Here is a 14,010-nt window from a genome sequence, read left to right as displayed (position 1 = left end):
GGCGCTCACTTGACCGTCTTGTCCCCCGGGCGGGTCAGGTGCCACACCAGCAGCGCGGCGAGCAACGCCAGGACCACCACCCCGCCGGAGATGCCACTGCCCTCCTCGGGGCTGCGGCCGGCGCTGCCGAAGTAGATCACCGCGAGGCCGGCCAGCACCGTGACGAACGTACGTAACCCTCGGTCCTTCACGCCTGGCACCGTAGGCGGACCGTGTTCCCCGCCTTGTCGATTTGGACCTTTCGTCAGCCTTCTGGGTGACTGCTCAGCGCTCGGTGACGAACCCGCAGAGCCGCACCCGGCGCACCGCCCGGTCGGCGACCTCCACCACCTGCAGGGTCAGCCCGGGCAGCCGCACCGTCTCACCCGCGGAGTCCGGCAGGTGCCGCAGTCGGGCCAGCACCAGACCAGCCACCGTCGTGTAGTCCCGGGACAACGGAAAGCTCAGCCGCACCCCCAGATCGGGCAGGTCGTGCAGCGGGAAGTCGCCGGGCACCAGCAGCGACCCGTCCGGTTCCCGGACGACCCCGCGCACGTCCCGGTCGGTCTCGTCGTACAACTCGCCGACCACCTCGGCCAGCAGGTCCTCCATGGTGACCATGCCGTCGATGCCCCCGTGCTCGTCGACCACCAGGGCCAGTTGCTGATGCTCCTGCCGCAGCTGACGCATAGCGTCGGCGACCGGCAGGGTCACCGGCAGCAGCAGCGGCGCCCGGACCCGGTCACCCACCGGGGCGGTGCCGGCCCGCACCAGGTCGCGGATGTGCACCACCCCGAGCACCTCGTCCAGGCCGCCGGGGCCGGTGACGGGAGCGCGGGACCGCCCGGCGGCGGCGAGCCGCCGGACCCCCTCGTCGGCGGCCAGATCGGCCGGCAGCGTGGTGACCTCCCGCCGGGCCACCAGGATCTCCCGCAGCGTCCGGCCAGCGATGTCGAACGCGCCGGTCAGGATCTCCCGCTGCTGGGCCGACAGGCCGCGCTGGCTGGCCAGCATCTCCCGCAGCTCCTCCTCGGTCATCTCCTCCCGGTTGGCCCGGGGGTCACCGCCGGCGAGCCGCACGACCGCGTCGGTGGCCCGGCTGAGCAGCCACACCGCCGGCCGGGACACCCGAGCCAGCAGATCCAACGGGCCGGCGCTCAGCAGCGCCCAACGCTCGGCCCGCTGCATGGCCAGCCGCTTCGGGGCCAACTCCCCGAGCACCAGCGTGACGAACGTCAGCAGCACTGTCACCAGCAGCACCGCGGCGGGACGCGCCGCGCCGCCGAGGAAACCCAACGGACCGACCAGCGGAGAGGCCAACGACACCGCGGCCGCCGCCGAGGCCAGGAACCCCGCCAGGGTGATGCCGAGCTGAATCGTGGCCAGGTAGCGGTTCGGGTCGCGGGACAGCCGCACCAACCGGTCGCCGGCACTGCTGCGCCGGCCCAGCCGCCGCAACTGCCCCTCCCGCAGGGTCACCAGCGCCATCTCACTGCCGGAGAGCGCGGCGTTGACCAGCACCAGCACGGCCACCAACGCCAACTGCCCGAGCTGACCGCCCATCGCGTACCCCCGTCCGCCGCCTGAGGTCACTCAACCGCAGCGGGGCACCGCGCGGGCCCGGTTTGCGGGCGCGCCCCGCTCAGTCGACCTCCAGGTCGTCCAGCGAGATGGCGTGGGTCATCAGCCACCGGGCCAGCGCCGACATCCCGAACAGCCACAGCGGCACCGACTCGGTGGGGCCGTTTGTGGCGTAGATGGCGAACCGCAGGTCCGGCGCGCGGTACGCCTCGATCCGCCACTTGTGCTGCCGGTCCCGCCAGACCGCCGAAGGGTCCATGGCGTCACCGTAGGTGACCGTCGCCGACCTCGGGGCCGGTTGGCCGGGCATCGCCGGCTCAGCCCGGCACCACCGTCGTTCCGAACATGATTCGCGCAACGGACACCAGCAGACCAATCCCGACCCCGGCGAGGATCAACCAGCCGACGCCACGCCAGCCCGAGCCCCGGTCGGGGACCGGTGCCGCCGGTGGCCGCCAGAGCTCCCGGTACGTCCAGGCGAGCACTCCCGTACCGAAGGGCAGCAGCCCGATCCAGAACCAGAACCATCGGGTTCCGGCCAACGGTGGCGCTCCGCCGATCAACCGGCCCAGCCAGAGCAGAGGCAACACACCGGCGAGCAGCCCAGCGGTGGTCGTGATCCGGCGCGCCACGTCGCCGCCGGCGTGCCACGGGCCGACGACGGCGGCCAGCCGCGCATCCGGCCCGGCCTGCGCCGACCGGTCCGGCCCATCGGGGTACGACTGCGGGTTGGGCGGTTGGACGGAGGCGTACCGGGTCTGACCGTTGGGCAGCGTCCACGCGATCATCCAGCCCTGCTCTGCGGGCCGCAGATCAGGTCGGCTGCCCCAGTAGGCGTCGTCGTCAGCCCAGCCATTCGCCCGTTGGTAGGTCACCACCCGGCCCGCCGTGAGATCCCGATCGAGCTGGGCTTCGGTCGACTCGCGGGGCTCGACCCACCACGCCAGAGCGGCCCACAGCACCCACAGCACCGGCAGCCCCCACCGCAGCGCCACCGAGACGACGACGCGCCACCGACCACCGAACGGTCGCGACCGGGACGGGGACACCTCGACCATCAGCCCACCGTCGCATCTCGGCGCAAACGTGCCAGCACCGGATCGGTCGCGGCGGTCAACGGTCGGGTTGATCCGGGTCCGTCGGCACTGTGGCGCGTTGGACGCACTCGCGAAGCAGAACACGGCGTCGGGAATGCACGTCGTCGGGTTCCTGGCTGCTGGCCGCATAGACGTTGCTCACGGGTGACCAGGCCATGGACATCGCGATGACCAGGGCCATGATGTCGAACGGGTCACCGCCGCGGATCCGCCCGGCGGCCTGGGCCTCGGCGATCGCCGTGAGCTTGCGATCGTCGTAGTGCTGGTGGGTCTCGACGAGGTGTCCGGCAGGCCGGCGTTCCAGCCGCGTCCAGGTCGCGAGGCGGATGAGGTCGGGACGGCGCAGGTACTCGTCGTAGAGGCGAACGGCCCAGTCCGCGAGATCGTCGGCGTCGATGGGCACGACGTTGGTGATGCGCTCCAGCGAGCTGAGGAAGATCGCGTCGAAGAGTCGTTCCTTGTCCCCGAAGTAGGCGTAGAGCTGGGCCTTGTTGGTGCGGGCGGCCGTCACGATGCGCTCGACGCGTGCCCCGGCGATGCCGTGTTGGGCGAACTCCTCGGTGGCGGCCTCCAGGATGCGCTGGTAGGTCGCGGCGCCTCGCGAGGTCAGGGGCTGCTCCGGCATGCTCCCACCATAACAAAACAGAACGGTTGGTTTGCTTCGGCCCGCCGCCCGACCTAAGCTGCGACAGACCGAACAGTCTGTTTGGAGGAGTCGATCATGCGAAGGACCATTGGCTGGCGAGCGACCGGCCCGACGGCGCTACGCCGTACTCCGATCGAACGCCGTGACCTACGCCCCGACGACATCGCGGTACGGGTCGACTACTGCGGGGTCTGCCACAGCGACCTGCACGCCCTGCAGGACTACGACCAGCACACCGACGCGCCCCTGGTGCCGGGGCACGAATTCACCGGCGTGGTGACCGGCACCGGCCCCGAGGTGACCAGCTTCTCGATCGGCGACAGCGTCGCGGTGGGCAACATCGTCGACTCCTGCGGTGACTGCGCCATGTGCGCGGCCGGACAGGAGAACTTCTGCCACTCCTTCCCCACTCTGACCTACGGCGGCACGGATCGGCAGGACGGCTCGACGACAGTGGGTGGCTTCTCCCGCGAATACGTCGTGCGGAACACGTTCGCCCACCCGCTCCCCGCCGGCCTCGACCCGGCCGCAGCCGCCCCGCTGCTGTGCGCCGGCGTCACCGTCTGGGAGCCCCTGCGTTCCCATCGCGTCGGCCCAGGCAGCCGCGTCGCCGTGGCCGGGCTCGGCGGCTTGGGCCACCTCGCGGTCAAGATGGCCGTGGCACTCGGCGCCACCACGACCGTGATCAGCCGTACCCAGGACAAGCGGGACGACGCCCGCCGGCTCGGCGCACACGACTTCGTCGACTCCACCGATCCCCAGCAGATGGCTGCGGCCCGCGACACCTTCGACCTCGTCATCGACACCATCTCCGCACCGCACGACCTCGCCCCGTATCTGAAGCTGGTGGCGATGGACGGCACCCTCAGCCTGCTCGGATACCTGGGTCCGGTGACCGTCGAGACCACCGACCTGCTCGTCGGCCGCAAGAAACTCAGCTCCGCCGGGAGCGGTGGCCGCCGCTCGACAGCTGAGATGCTCCAGTTCTGCGCCGACCACGGCGTCGCCGCCGACATCGAGGTACTCGCGTCGGCGCAGGTGGGCACGGCATTCGACCGCCTCCGGCGAAACGACGTCCGCTACCGCTTCGTGCTGGACATGTCCGACCTGGACTGAAAGCGGCCGGTCAGGTCGCGGCGCTCAGCTGACGACGATGCGTGCGTCGTCGGGCAGCCGGCGGGTAGCGCCCCTCCGGTCCAGCAGCTCCAGCAGGGGCACCGCCACCCGGCGGGTGGTGTCCAACGCCTGCCGGGCCGCGGAAAGGGTGAACGGCTGCGGCAACCCGGCCAACACCCGCACCGCGCCGTCGAGCGCGTCGGGCAGCAGCACCACGTTGTCGGCCAACCGCAGCAGGGCGCCGGCCCGCACCGCGGCGCCGATCTCCCGGGGGCCCAGGCCGAGGTCGACGAGGCGGTCCGCCTCGGGGGCGCGAAACGGCCGGTCGCCGTACTCGGCGCGGACCCGTTGCACGGCCAGGGCCACCGGTGCGGGCAGCGCGTCGACGCTCGCCGCCCCGACCCGGCCGGAGTGGATCCGCAGCGGCGGCCGGACCAGCGCCTCGACCAGCACCCGGTCGGGCAGGGCAAGACGCTGCCGCAGCGCATCCACCGGCATCCCGGGTTCCAACGGGTGTTCCCGCGCGTGCCGGGCGACCTCCTCGGTCAGCCGCTCGCCGAGCCACCGCCAGTGCGCGGGGTCGGCCAGCCAGTCGCCGGCCACCGGCTCGGCGAACGCCGGCCGGTCCCGCCCCGGCTCGGCGGGCACCGCGACCCCCATCCGGATCAACGTGCCGGCCCGGATCAGCCGGCGACGACGCAGCTCCCCCGCCAGGTCGGGTCGACCGTCCAACTCGGCGAGGACCTGGGCACGGGCGGCGGCCGCACCTCGTCGGGCCAGCGGTGGGGGTGCCACGTCCAGCACCCGCACGCCGCCGTTGACGTGGTGGCGGCCCGGGTCCCGTAGCAGCGCCCTGTCACCCACCAGCAACGGCAACGGGCGGGCCAGCCGCAGCCGGACCGTGTCCGGGCCGAGCGGACGCACCCGTACCGGCACCGCCGCCGACCCGACGTGCAGGGTGAGGGTGGCCGGCAGGTCGGCCGCCGCGTCGCCGGCGAGCCGGACGTCGACCAGGTCGGTGTGGTGAAACCGGCCCGGGGTGAGCAACGCGTCGCCCCGGCCGAGCCGGTCGCGGGGCGTACCGCGCAGGTTGACCGCCACCCGGGCGACCGCCGCCGCCTGCGGTCGGGCCTCGCCGAGGGAGTGCAGGCCACGGACGCGGACCGGTTCGTCGGCGCCGGCCAGCTCCAGTTCGTCGCCCACCCGCAGCCGGCCGGCGCCGAGGGTGCCGGTGACGACGGTGCCGCTGCCCCGCACCGTGAAGCTGCGGTCCACCCACAGCCGGACCGGGTCGTCCAGCACCGGCGCGGGCAGTTGGGTGGCGAGCCGGTCCAGGGCCGCCCGCAGCTGCGGCAGGCCGGCGCCGGTCAGACCACTGACCGCCACCGCCGGCACCGCGCCGAGGCTGGTCTCGGCGATCTCGGCGCGGGCACGGGCCGTCGCCGGCCCCGGATCGGCCAGGTCCGCGCGGGTCACCGCCAGCAGGCCGTACGCGACGCCGAGCGCGTCGAGCGCGGCCAGGTGCTCGGCGGACTGCGGCATCCAGCCCTCGTCGGCGGCCACCACGATCAGTGCCGCCGGGACCGGGCCGACCCCGGCGAGCATGTTTGGCACGAACCGCTCGTGCCCGGGTACGTCGACGAAGGCGACGGTGCCGCCGGACGGCAGCGTCGTCCAGGCGAAACCCAGGTCGATGGTCATCCCTCGGCGGCGTTCCTCGGCCCACCGGTCGGGTTCCATCCCGGTCAACGCCCGCACCAGTGTCGACTTGCCGTGGTCGACGTGCCCGGCCGTCGCGACGACGAACACGCTCAGTCCTCCCCGGGTACGCGCAGCACGGCCTCGCGGATCGCCTCATCCGCGTCGGTGGGCACACAGCGCAGGTCGAGCAGGAGCCGGCCGCGCACCACCCGGCCCAGGACCGGCGGGTCTCCCGTGCGCAACGGCGACGCGTACCGCTCGGGCAGGCTCAACGCCCACGAGTCCAACTCCACCCCGGGGGCGCCGCCCCCACCGACCACAGCGACGGCCGGCACCACCTCCGCCTTGCGGCCGTCCGCGCCGAGCCGGTCCCGCAGCCGCTCCACCCGTTCACGCAGGGCACCCGGGTCGGCGTGCAGCGCCGCCCGGGTCGGGGTGTCCGGTTGGTGCACTGTGGCGGCCAGCGCCGCCAGGGTGAGCTTGTCCACCCGCAGCGCCCGCGCCAGTGGGTGGCGACGCAACCGTTCGATCACCTCGACGTCACCCAGCAGCAGCCCCGCCTGCGGCCCACCGAGCAGCTTGTCGCCGCTGGCGGTGACCAGCGCCGCGCCCGCGCGCAGGGTGCTGGCAGCGTCCGGTTCGTCGGGCAGCAGCGGGTCCGCGCCGAGCAACCCGGAGCCGATGTCCGCGACCACCGGCACCCCGAGCGTGGCCAGTTGCCGTACCCCGACGGCCGACGTGAAGCCGGTGACCCGGAAGTTCGACGGGTGCACCTTGAGCACGAAGCCGGTCTGCGGGCCGAGCACGGCGGCGTAGTCCGCGACTGTGGTGCGGTTGGTGGTGCCCACCTCGCGCAGCCGCGCGCCGGTGCTCTCCAGCAGGTCGGGCAGGCGGAACCCGTCGCCGATCTCGACCAGCTCACCCCGACTGACCACGATCTCCCGGCCGGCGGCCAACGCGGTGGCGGCCAGCACCAGCGCGGCGGCGCCGTTGTTGACGACGTGCACGGCGCCCGCGTCGGGCACCGCGGCGGCCAGCGCGTCGAGCGCGCCCCGCCCACGACGGGCCCGCCGGCCGGTGACCAGGTCCAACTCGACGTCGGTGTGCCCGGCGGCGGCCACCACAGCGGCGACAGCGGCGGACGACAACGGCGCCCGACCCAGGTTGGTGTGCAGCACGACACCGGTGGCGTTGAGCACCACACGGGGGCCGGGCGTGGGCAACGCCGCGACCGCCGCGTCGCGTACCTCGTCGGGGTTGAGCTCGCCCCGACGGGCGCGGCCCTGCGCGTGGGAGACGATCGCCTTGACCTGCTCCCGGCCGAGAGTCACCGTGGCGGCGGCCAGCACCGGGTCGGCGAGCAGCGTGTCCGTACGGGGCACCCGACGTCGCGGGTCCACCGGGCCGTCGCCCATCACGTCATCTCCTGCAAGCGGTGTGGCGGAGACGGACGGGAATCGAACCCGCCTGGCCCGGGTCCCGGACCACTCCGGTTTTGAAGACCGGGAGGGGCACCAGCCGCCTGAACGCCTCCACCGGACATTCGATCACACCGCGGGCGGCACCGCCCGATCAGCTGGAAGATCCATGGCGGTTCGCCGCGCCTCGACCCGTTCGCGCTGCGGCACCACCGTGTACCGCGGATCGCGGGCCGAGGCGACGCCGCCGTAGAAGATGCCGAACCGGGTCAGCACCGACGCGGCCAGCAGCGCGGTCCCCGAGAGCGCCCCGACCACCCGGCTGCGCCGGCCCAGCAGAGCACCCGCCACTCCGCCGGCGGTCAGCAACCGCCCGGCGCGCAGCAACCGACCCGGCCGACCCAACCGGTAGGGCTCGCTGAGCAGACCGAGTCGGGTCTCCACCCGATGCGCGCCGTACAGCTCCAGGGCCGCGCCGGCCACCGCCATCCGGCGGGCCGGCCCGGCCTGGGCAGGCGGCGCGGCGAGCAGACCCACGCCGGCGCCGCTGGCCAACGCGCTGCCCGCGAAGATCACCGGCAGCTCGGGGTACGCCTCATGCCACGACGGCACCGCAGTGTCGGCCAGCAACACCCCGGTGTACGTGGCCAGCGCCGGCGCGGTGCCGGCGGCGAGCAGCCCAGCGGCGTGCCCGATCGGCGGCAACGCCCGGCCGGCCAGCCCGAGCAGACCGTGCCGGGGCAGCACACCGGCCGCCTCGGCGATCGCGGCGACGCCCGCCGCCGGCCCGTACGCGGTGAGGATCCAGGTCCCCATCGACATCGGCGACGTCGGCTTGGCCACCCGCAGCATGTGGTGGAACCGCGCCGGCCGGCCCAGATCCTTCACCAGGAAGACGGCGCTGGCGCTGACGGCGGCCAACGCGGTGACCCGACCGGCGCGCCGCAACGCGGGCCGCCCGGTGAGCTGCCCGCCCGCGGCCAGCAGCGACGAGCCGGCGGCCAGCCCGCCGGTGAACAGGTACGCGGCGATGTCCCACTTCCAGACCGGCCCCTTCAGAACGGGCCGCCCGTAGTAGGAGGTGAACTCGGCCTCCGGCACCCGGAGTTCCTCGCCGCCGCCGCGCCGCCTGCCCCGCCGGCCCCCGGCTTCGGTGCTCCGCCGCGCCGTCAGGTCGCCCCGGCGGCTACTGGCGGCGGTGCCGCTGCCGTTCGGGTGGTCGCCACCGCTCGTGGCCGCCGCACCGCTCGCGACCTGCGGGCCCCTCGTGGCCGCTGCGCCGCTCGCGGCGTTGCTGCGGTCGTCGCTCAGGGGCGGTTGGTCGGCGCTCAGCGGCGGTCGGTCGGGGCGGTCGGCGCCCTCGGCGGCGAGCCGCTCCCGGAAGCGACGGAACCGGTCGCCCACGGGGCCCGGTGGGGTCATGAGGAACCTCCGACGAACGCGGCGACTGTCGCCGCCGCCATGGCGAGAGCCGCAAGGCCGGCGCGCTTCCACATCTTCGGCAGGTCACGGGTGGTCACGACCGGGTCGGGAGGCAGCCCGTACACCTCGGGTTCGTCCAGGAGCAGGAAGAACGCCCCGTCACCACCCACGCCGTCGTTCGGGTCGTGCCCGTACAGGCGGGCCTCGGGGACCCCTCGCTCGTGCAGCGTCTCCACCCGGGCGGCGGCGCGTTCGCGCAGCTCGTCCAGGGGCCCGTACTGGATCGACTCGGTCGGGCACGCCTGAGCACACGCCGGAGTCATCCCCGCGCCCAACCGGTCGTAGCACAGCGTGCACTTCCACGCCCGACCGTCGTCCTTACGCTGGTCGATCACCCCGTACGGGCACGCCGAGATGCAGTACCCACACCCGTTGCAGATGTCCTCCTGCACCACCACCGTGCCGAACTCCGTGCGGAACAACGAACCCGTCGGACACACGTCCAGGCAGGCCGCATGGGTGCAGTGCTTGCAGACGTCCGACATCATCAACCACCGGAAATCGGTGCGCTCCTCGACGCCAGTGCCCCGGCCCGGTGGCTGGGCCCCCGGCATCCCCAGGAACTGGGGTCCCGCGTCGACCGGCCGGGCCGCGTCGGCGTCGACCGGCGCACCGAGGACGTCCACCGGCGCGGCGCCATGACCGGCCGGGCGGGGCTGCTCGATGAACGCGACGTGTCGCCACGAGTTCGCTGTCAGGGCTCCGGTGTTGTCGTACGACATGCCGAGCAGGTCCAGGCCACTCTCCGGAACGCCGTTCCACTCCTTGCAGGCGACCTCACAGGCCTTGCAACCGATGCAGACGCTGGTGTCGGTGAAGAAACCCATCCGCGGCGGCGCATTCTCATAGCCCGCCTCGGGTGCCGGATCCAGCGGGCCGTACAGGCTGTTCGGGTCAGGAAGCACCGTGCACCGTCCCCTCGTCGTCGGTGGTCACGGCCGGAGCGTGCTGGCCCGGGATGATCCCGGCGCGCCGCTGGTAGTCGGCCACCAGTTCGAGCAACGCCGGGCCGGTGGGACGGCGGCCCGGCCGCACGTCGCAGGTGCCGACCTTGCTCTCCTGGATCAGCACGTTCGGGTCCAGGCTGATGCCGAACAGGTCGTTCGCCGAGTCACCGGTGACCAGACCCTCGAAACCGAAGTGGTACGGCAACCACACCTGGTGGATGATCCGACCGTCCACCCGCAACGGGGTGAGCCGGTCGGTCACCAGGACCTTCGCCTCGATCACCGCGCGGCCGCTGACCAGGTGCGCCCAACCCAGATGCCTCAGCCCGACCTCGCCGGCCAGGGCCGGGGACACCTCGACGAACATCTCCGGTTGCAGCTCCGCGAGGGGTGACACCGTCCGGCTCATCGCACCGGCGGTGTGGTGCTCGGTGAGCCGGCTGACGGTGAACACGTACGGGAACACCTGGGCGTGCTCCTGCGGCGGGCTCGGGTTCACCGAGTTCACCGGGTGCGCGTACATCTTGCGGGTCGGGTTGGCCTGCTGACCGTAGAGCGGGTTACGCACCGGCGACTCCACCGGCTCGTAGTGCGTCGGCAGCGGCCCGTCGAGCACACCGCTGGGCGCGTACAGCCAGCCCTTGCCGTCGCCCTGCATGACGAACGGGTCGTCGCCCGCGATGCCCTCCGGCCCGGACGCGCCGGCTGGCGGCCGGTACGACGGTGGTTTGGTCTTCTCGAAGTCCGGCACGTCGTAGCCTGTCCACTCGGACCTCTCCGCGTCCCACCACACGTAACGCTTGCGCTCAGACCACGGGTTGCCGTCCGGGTCGGCGGAGGCACGGTTGTAGAGGATGCGCCGGTTCGCCGGCCACGCCCAACCCCACTCGGCGGCAACCCAGTCCTGTTCGTGCCGGGACTTGCGCCGGGCCGCCTGGTTGACCCCGTCCGCGTACACCCCGCTGTAGATCCAACAACCGATCGCGGTGGAGCCGTCCGCGCGGGCCTCGGCGAAACCGGACAGCGGGCGGCCGGTCGCCACGTCGTACCCGTTGATCTCGCGCAGCACCGCCTCGGCGCTCGGCTCCGCGTTCGGGCCGTGCGTGGGGTAGTCCCAGGTGAGGTCGAGCAGCGCCCGGTCGCGCGGCAGCGGCGAGTCGGCCAGCTTCTCCCGCAGTTTGCGGCCCAGGTGATAGAAGAACCACAGCTCGGAGCGGGCGTCGCCCGGCGGCTCGACCGCCTTCTCCCGCCACTGCAACAACCGCTGCGTCTGGGTGAACGTGCCCTCCTTCTCCACATGCGACGCGGCGGGCAGGAAGAACACCTCGGTGCGGCACTCCTGCGGCACGATCTCCCCGGTGGCGACCTCGGGGCCGTTCTGCCAGAACGTCGCGCTCTCGATCATGAACAGGTCCCGGACCACCAGCCAGTCGAGGTTGGCCATGCCGAGACGCTGCGCGCGACCGTGCGCCGAACCGACAGCCGGGTTCTGCCCGAGCAGGAAGTAGCCCTTGATCTTCCCGTCGATCATGTTGAGCACCTGCTGGTACGTGCCGTGATCACCGGTCAGCCTGGGCAGGTAGCCGTAGCAGAAGTCGTTCTCCGGCGTCGCCGCGTCACCCCAGTACGCCTTGAGCAGGCTGGCGGCGAACGACCGCGCGTTACCCCAGAACCCCTTCTGCCCCGGGTGGCGAATGCTGTCCACCCACTCGTCGAAGCTCGGGTGCTCGGCGTGGTGCGGCATCGGCAGATAACCAGGCAACAGGTTGAACAACGTCGGAATGTCGGTTGAGCCCTGGATGCTGGCGTGGCCACGAAGCGCCATCACCCCGCCACCCGGCCGGCCCATGTTGCCCAGCAACAGCTGGATGATCGCGCCGGTGCGGATGTACTGCACACCCACACTGTGCTGCGTCCAACCCACCGAGTAGATCAGCATTCCGGTGCGGTCCCGGCCGGAGTTCGCCGTCCACGCTCGCGCCAACTCCAGGAACTGCGCCTGCGAAATGCCGCAGACCCGCTCCACCATCTCCGGCGTGTAACGGGCAAAGTGTCGCTTGAGGATCTGATAGACGCAGCGCGGGTGCTGCAACGTCTCATCGCGCCGGGTCTGCCCACCCACCGGCGCGCCGTGCGACTCGTGCGCCAAACCCGCGGCGCTGTCCCGCTCCTGGGCGGTGTGCCCACTGCCCGACGAACCCTCGTGCCCCTCGTACTGCCAACTGTCCTGCACGTAGGTGCCGGTCTCCGGATCGAAGCCGGAGAAGAAGCCGTCGCCGTCCTCGGTGTCGCTGAACTCCTCGCTCACGATCGTCGCCGCGTTGGTGTACGCCAGCACGTACTCCCGGAAATCCAACTCGTTGTCCAGGATGTAGCGCACCACCCCACCAAGCAAGGCGATGTCAGTGCCCGCCCGGATCGGCAGGTACTCATCCGCGACAGCGCTCGTCCTGGTGAACCGCGGGTCGACGTGGAAGACCTTCGCGCCCTTGCGCTTGGCCTCCATCACCCACTGGAAGCCCACCGGGTGTGCCTCAGCCATGTTCGAACCCTGGATGACGATCACGTCAGCGTTGGCGATGTCCTGCTGGAAATCCGTCGCACCGCCACGACCGAAGCTGGCCCCCAGACCGGGGACGGTGGCGGAGTGTCAAATACGGGCCTGGTTCTCGATCTGCAACGCCCCCATCGCGGTGAACAACTTCTTGATGAGGTAGTTCTCCTCGTTGTCCAGCGTCGCCCCACCCAGACTGGAGATACCCAGCGTCCGGTTGAGCGGTCGACCCTGCGTGTCGACGTCCTCCCAGGTCTGCTCGCGGGCCGCGAGGATCCGGTCGGCGATCATGTCGAGCGCGGTGTCGAGCTCCAGATCCTCCCACTGCGTCGAGTAAGGACGGCGGTAGCGGACAGTGGTCTGCCGCAGCGGACTGGTGACCAGGCTCTTGCTCGCCGAACCCTTCGGGCAGAGCCGACCCCGCGAGATCGGGCTGTCCGGATCACCCTCGATCTGACTGACCCGCCCGTCCTTCACGAACACCCGCTGACCACAACCCACAGCGCAGTACGGACAGACCGACCGGGCGACGCTGTCGGCGGTGTCGGTGCGGGCGGTGAGCGCGCGGGACCCGTCGGACTTCGCCGCGGCACCCCGGCCCAGCGGGTCCGTGCCGGTGAGCTGGCGATAGACCGGCCAACCCTCGATAAAGGTACGCAGACCCAACCCCGACACCCCCTCCCACGCGAGCGACCCTCTGAAGATAGGTCAACTGAGACAGGTTCGCGAACCCAGGATGCAAGACAGCGCCGCCCCCGGCTGGTGGGCCGGGGGCGGCGCTGGTGTCGGTGTGCAGGTCGCCTCTCGGCGAGTGGCACGACGCGGCTCCAGCCGAACGGTATTCCGCGAAGGCGATATTAGGTGAGGCCCGGGGACACTGAGTCACACCGACACCCTCCACAACCAGCCCGCCCCCGCCATTGTTCCCGCACCCCGCCTTGCCCACCCACCCGATCACCGCCCCACCGTCCGGCTGCCCCGCCACAGCGCCGCCCCGCCGTCGTGCCACACCGCCGCCCGGCCGCCCCCGCCGCCCGGCCGCAACACCGCACCGCCGCACCGCCGTGGTGCCGTGGTGCCGTGGTGCCGTGGTGCCGCGCCGATTGGCCGCAGCCGCTCCACTCCCGCAGCACCGCCGGCTGGCCTCGCCCGGTTGGTAGGTGGCTGGCATCGGTCGGTGAGTGGGTGGGTGGCTGGCATCGGTCGGTGAGTGGGTGGGTGGCTGGCATCGGTCGGTGAGTGGGTGGCTGGCGTCGGTCGGCGCACCGCCGGCTGGCCTCGCCCGGCGAGTGGGTGGCTGGCATCGGTCGGTGAGTGGGTGGCTGGCATCGGTCGGCGCACCGCCGGCTGGCGTCAGCGGGCGGTGGCATCAACGCCCCGCCGCACCACCAGCGGCGGTCGGCGGCCTCAACACACCGCCGCTCCGCCGGACCGTTCCGCCTCCGGGTCCCATCGCTGCACTCCCGCTCGCCTCACGACCACGAACACT

At 72.4% G+C, this 14,010-nt stretch carries 10 protein-coding genes, 1 tRNA gene and 1 pseudogene; 1 reads left to right on the top strand and 11 read right to left on the bottom strand.

Annotated elements, in window-relative coordinates:
- Positions 1–5: 5 nt before the first annotated feature.
- The 5 genes from MED01_RS18245 to MED01_RS18225 form a co-directional block, all read right to left on the bottom strand.
- The gene (locus tag MED01_RS18245; RefSeq protein WP_238669772.1) at positions 6–191 is read right to left on the bottom strand and encodes a hypothetical protein; all 186 of its coding nucleotides are present in this window, start codon (positions 189–191) and stop codon (positions 6–8) included.
- Positions 192–264: 73 nt separating this feature from the next.
- Positions 265–1,542 carry a hemolysin family protein gene (locus MED01_RS18240; RefSeq protein WP_238669771.1) on the bottom strand — a complete coding sequence of 426 codons (1,278 nt, stop codon included), beginning with the start codon at positions 1,540–1,542 and terminating at the stop codon, positions 265–267.
- Between the two features lie 79 nt (positions 1,543–1,621).
- A complete protein-coding gene (locus MED01_RS18235; protein ID WP_238669770.1) occupies positions 1,622–1,819 on the bottom strand; it encodes a hypothetical protein in 198 nt (65 codons plus the stop codon).
- A gap of 58 nt (positions 1,820–1,877) precedes the next feature.
- Complete coding sequence (locus tag MED01_RS18230; protein ID WP_238669769.1) at positions 1,878–2,618, bottom strand: hypothetical protein; 741 nt, start codon at positions 2,616–2,618, stop codon at positions 1,878–1,880.
- A 55-nt stretch (positions 2,619–2,673) separates the two neighbouring features.
- Positions 2,674–3,282, bottom strand: a complete 609-nt coding sequence (locus tag MED01_RS18225) for a TetR/AcrR family transcriptional regulator (protein ID WP_238669768.1) — start codon at positions 3,280–3,282, stop codon at positions 2,674–2,676.
- Positions 3,283–3,378: 96 nt separating this feature from the next.
- Here MED01_RS18225 and MED01_RS18220 point away from each other — a divergent pair, with 96 nt between their 5' ends.
- Positions 3,379–4,419 carry an NAD(P)-dependent alcohol dehydrogenase gene (locus MED01_RS18220; protein ID WP_238669767.1) on the top strand — a complete coding sequence of 347 codons (1,041 nt, stop codon included), beginning with the start codon at positions 3,379–3,381 and terminating at the stop codon, positions 4,417–4,419.
- Positions 4,420–4,443: 24 nt separating this feature from the next.
- Here the strand turns inward: MED01_RS18220 and selB are convergent, their stop codons facing one another.
- From selB to fdh, 6 genes and pseudogenes are all read right to left on the bottom strand, one after another.
- Positions 4,444–6,228, bottom strand: a complete 1,785-nt coding sequence (gene selB / locus MED01_RS18215; RefSeq protein ID WP_238669766.1) for a selenocysteine-specific translation elongation factor — start codon at positions 6,226–6,228, stop codon at positions 4,444–4,446.
- Between the two features lie 2 nt (positions 6,229–6,230).
- Entirely contained in the window at positions 6,231–7,535 is a 1,305-nt protein-coding gene (gene selA, locus MED01_RS18210) for an L-seryl-tRNA(Sec) selenium transferase (protein ID WP_238669765.1), read from the bottom strand.
- A gap of 23 nt (positions 7,536–7,558) precedes the next feature.
- Positions 7,559–7,654 (bottom strand) — tRNA-Sec (locus MED01_RS18205).
- Positions 7,655–7,667: 13 nt separating this feature from the next.
- Positions 7,668–8,960, bottom strand: a complete 1,293-nt coding sequence (gene nrfD / locus MED01_RS18200) for an NrfD/PsrC family molybdoenzyme membrane anchor subunit (protein ID WP_238669764.1) — start codon at positions 8,958–8,960, stop codon at positions 7,668–7,670.
- A complete protein-coding gene (locus tag MED01_RS18195) occupies positions 8,957–9,925 on the bottom strand; it encodes a 4Fe-4S dicluster domain-containing protein (RefSeq protein ID WP_238669763.1) in 969 nt (322 codons plus the stop codon). The genes nrfD and MED01_RS18195 overlap by 4 nt, the downstream gene beginning before the upstream one ends.
- 10 nt (positions 9,926–9,935) lie before the next feature.
- Positions 9,936–13,187: pseudogene (gene fdh, locus MED01_RS18190) on the bottom strand (formate dehydrogenase); the annotation flags it as partial.
- Between the last annotated feature and the right edge of the window lie 823 nt (positions 13,188–14,010).

It is taken from the genome of Micromonospora alfalfae (assembly GCF_022230925.1).
Taxonomy (GTDB): Bacteria; Actinomycetota; Actinomycetes; order Mycobacteriales; family Micromonosporaceae; genus Micromonospora; species Micromonospora alfalfae.
This window is presented reverse-complemented; position numbering and strand designations above follow the sequence as displayed.

Coding starts and splice junctions, on each gene's coding strand:
- MED01_RS18240 (WP_238669771.1), bottom strand. CDS start 1,542: ATGGGCGGTCAGCTCGGGCAGTTGGCGTTGGTGGCCGTGCTGGTGCTG.
- MED01_RS18235 (WP_238669770.1), bottom strand. CDS start 1,819: ATGGACCCTTCGGCGGTCTGGCGGGACCGGCAGCACAAGTGGCGGATC.
- MED01_RS18230 (WP_238669769.1), bottom strand. CDS start 2,618: ATGGTCGAGGTGTCCCCGTCCCGGTCGCGACCGTTCGGTGGTCGGTGG.
- MED01_RS18225 (WP_238669768.1), bottom strand. CDS start 3,282: ATGCCGGAGCAGCCCCTGACCTCGCGAGGCGCCGCGACCTACCAGCGC.
- MED01_RS18220 (WP_238669767.1), top strand. CDS start 3,379: ATGCGAAGGACCATTGGCTGGCGAGCGACCGGCCCGACGGCGCTACGC.
- selA (WP_238669765.1), bottom strand. CDS start 7,535: ATGGGCGACGGCCCGGTGGACCCGCGACGTCGGGTGCCCCGTACGGAC.
- nrfD (WP_238669764.1), bottom strand. CDS start 8,960: ATGACCCCACCGGGCCCCGTGGGCGACCGGTTCCGTCGCTTCCGGGAG.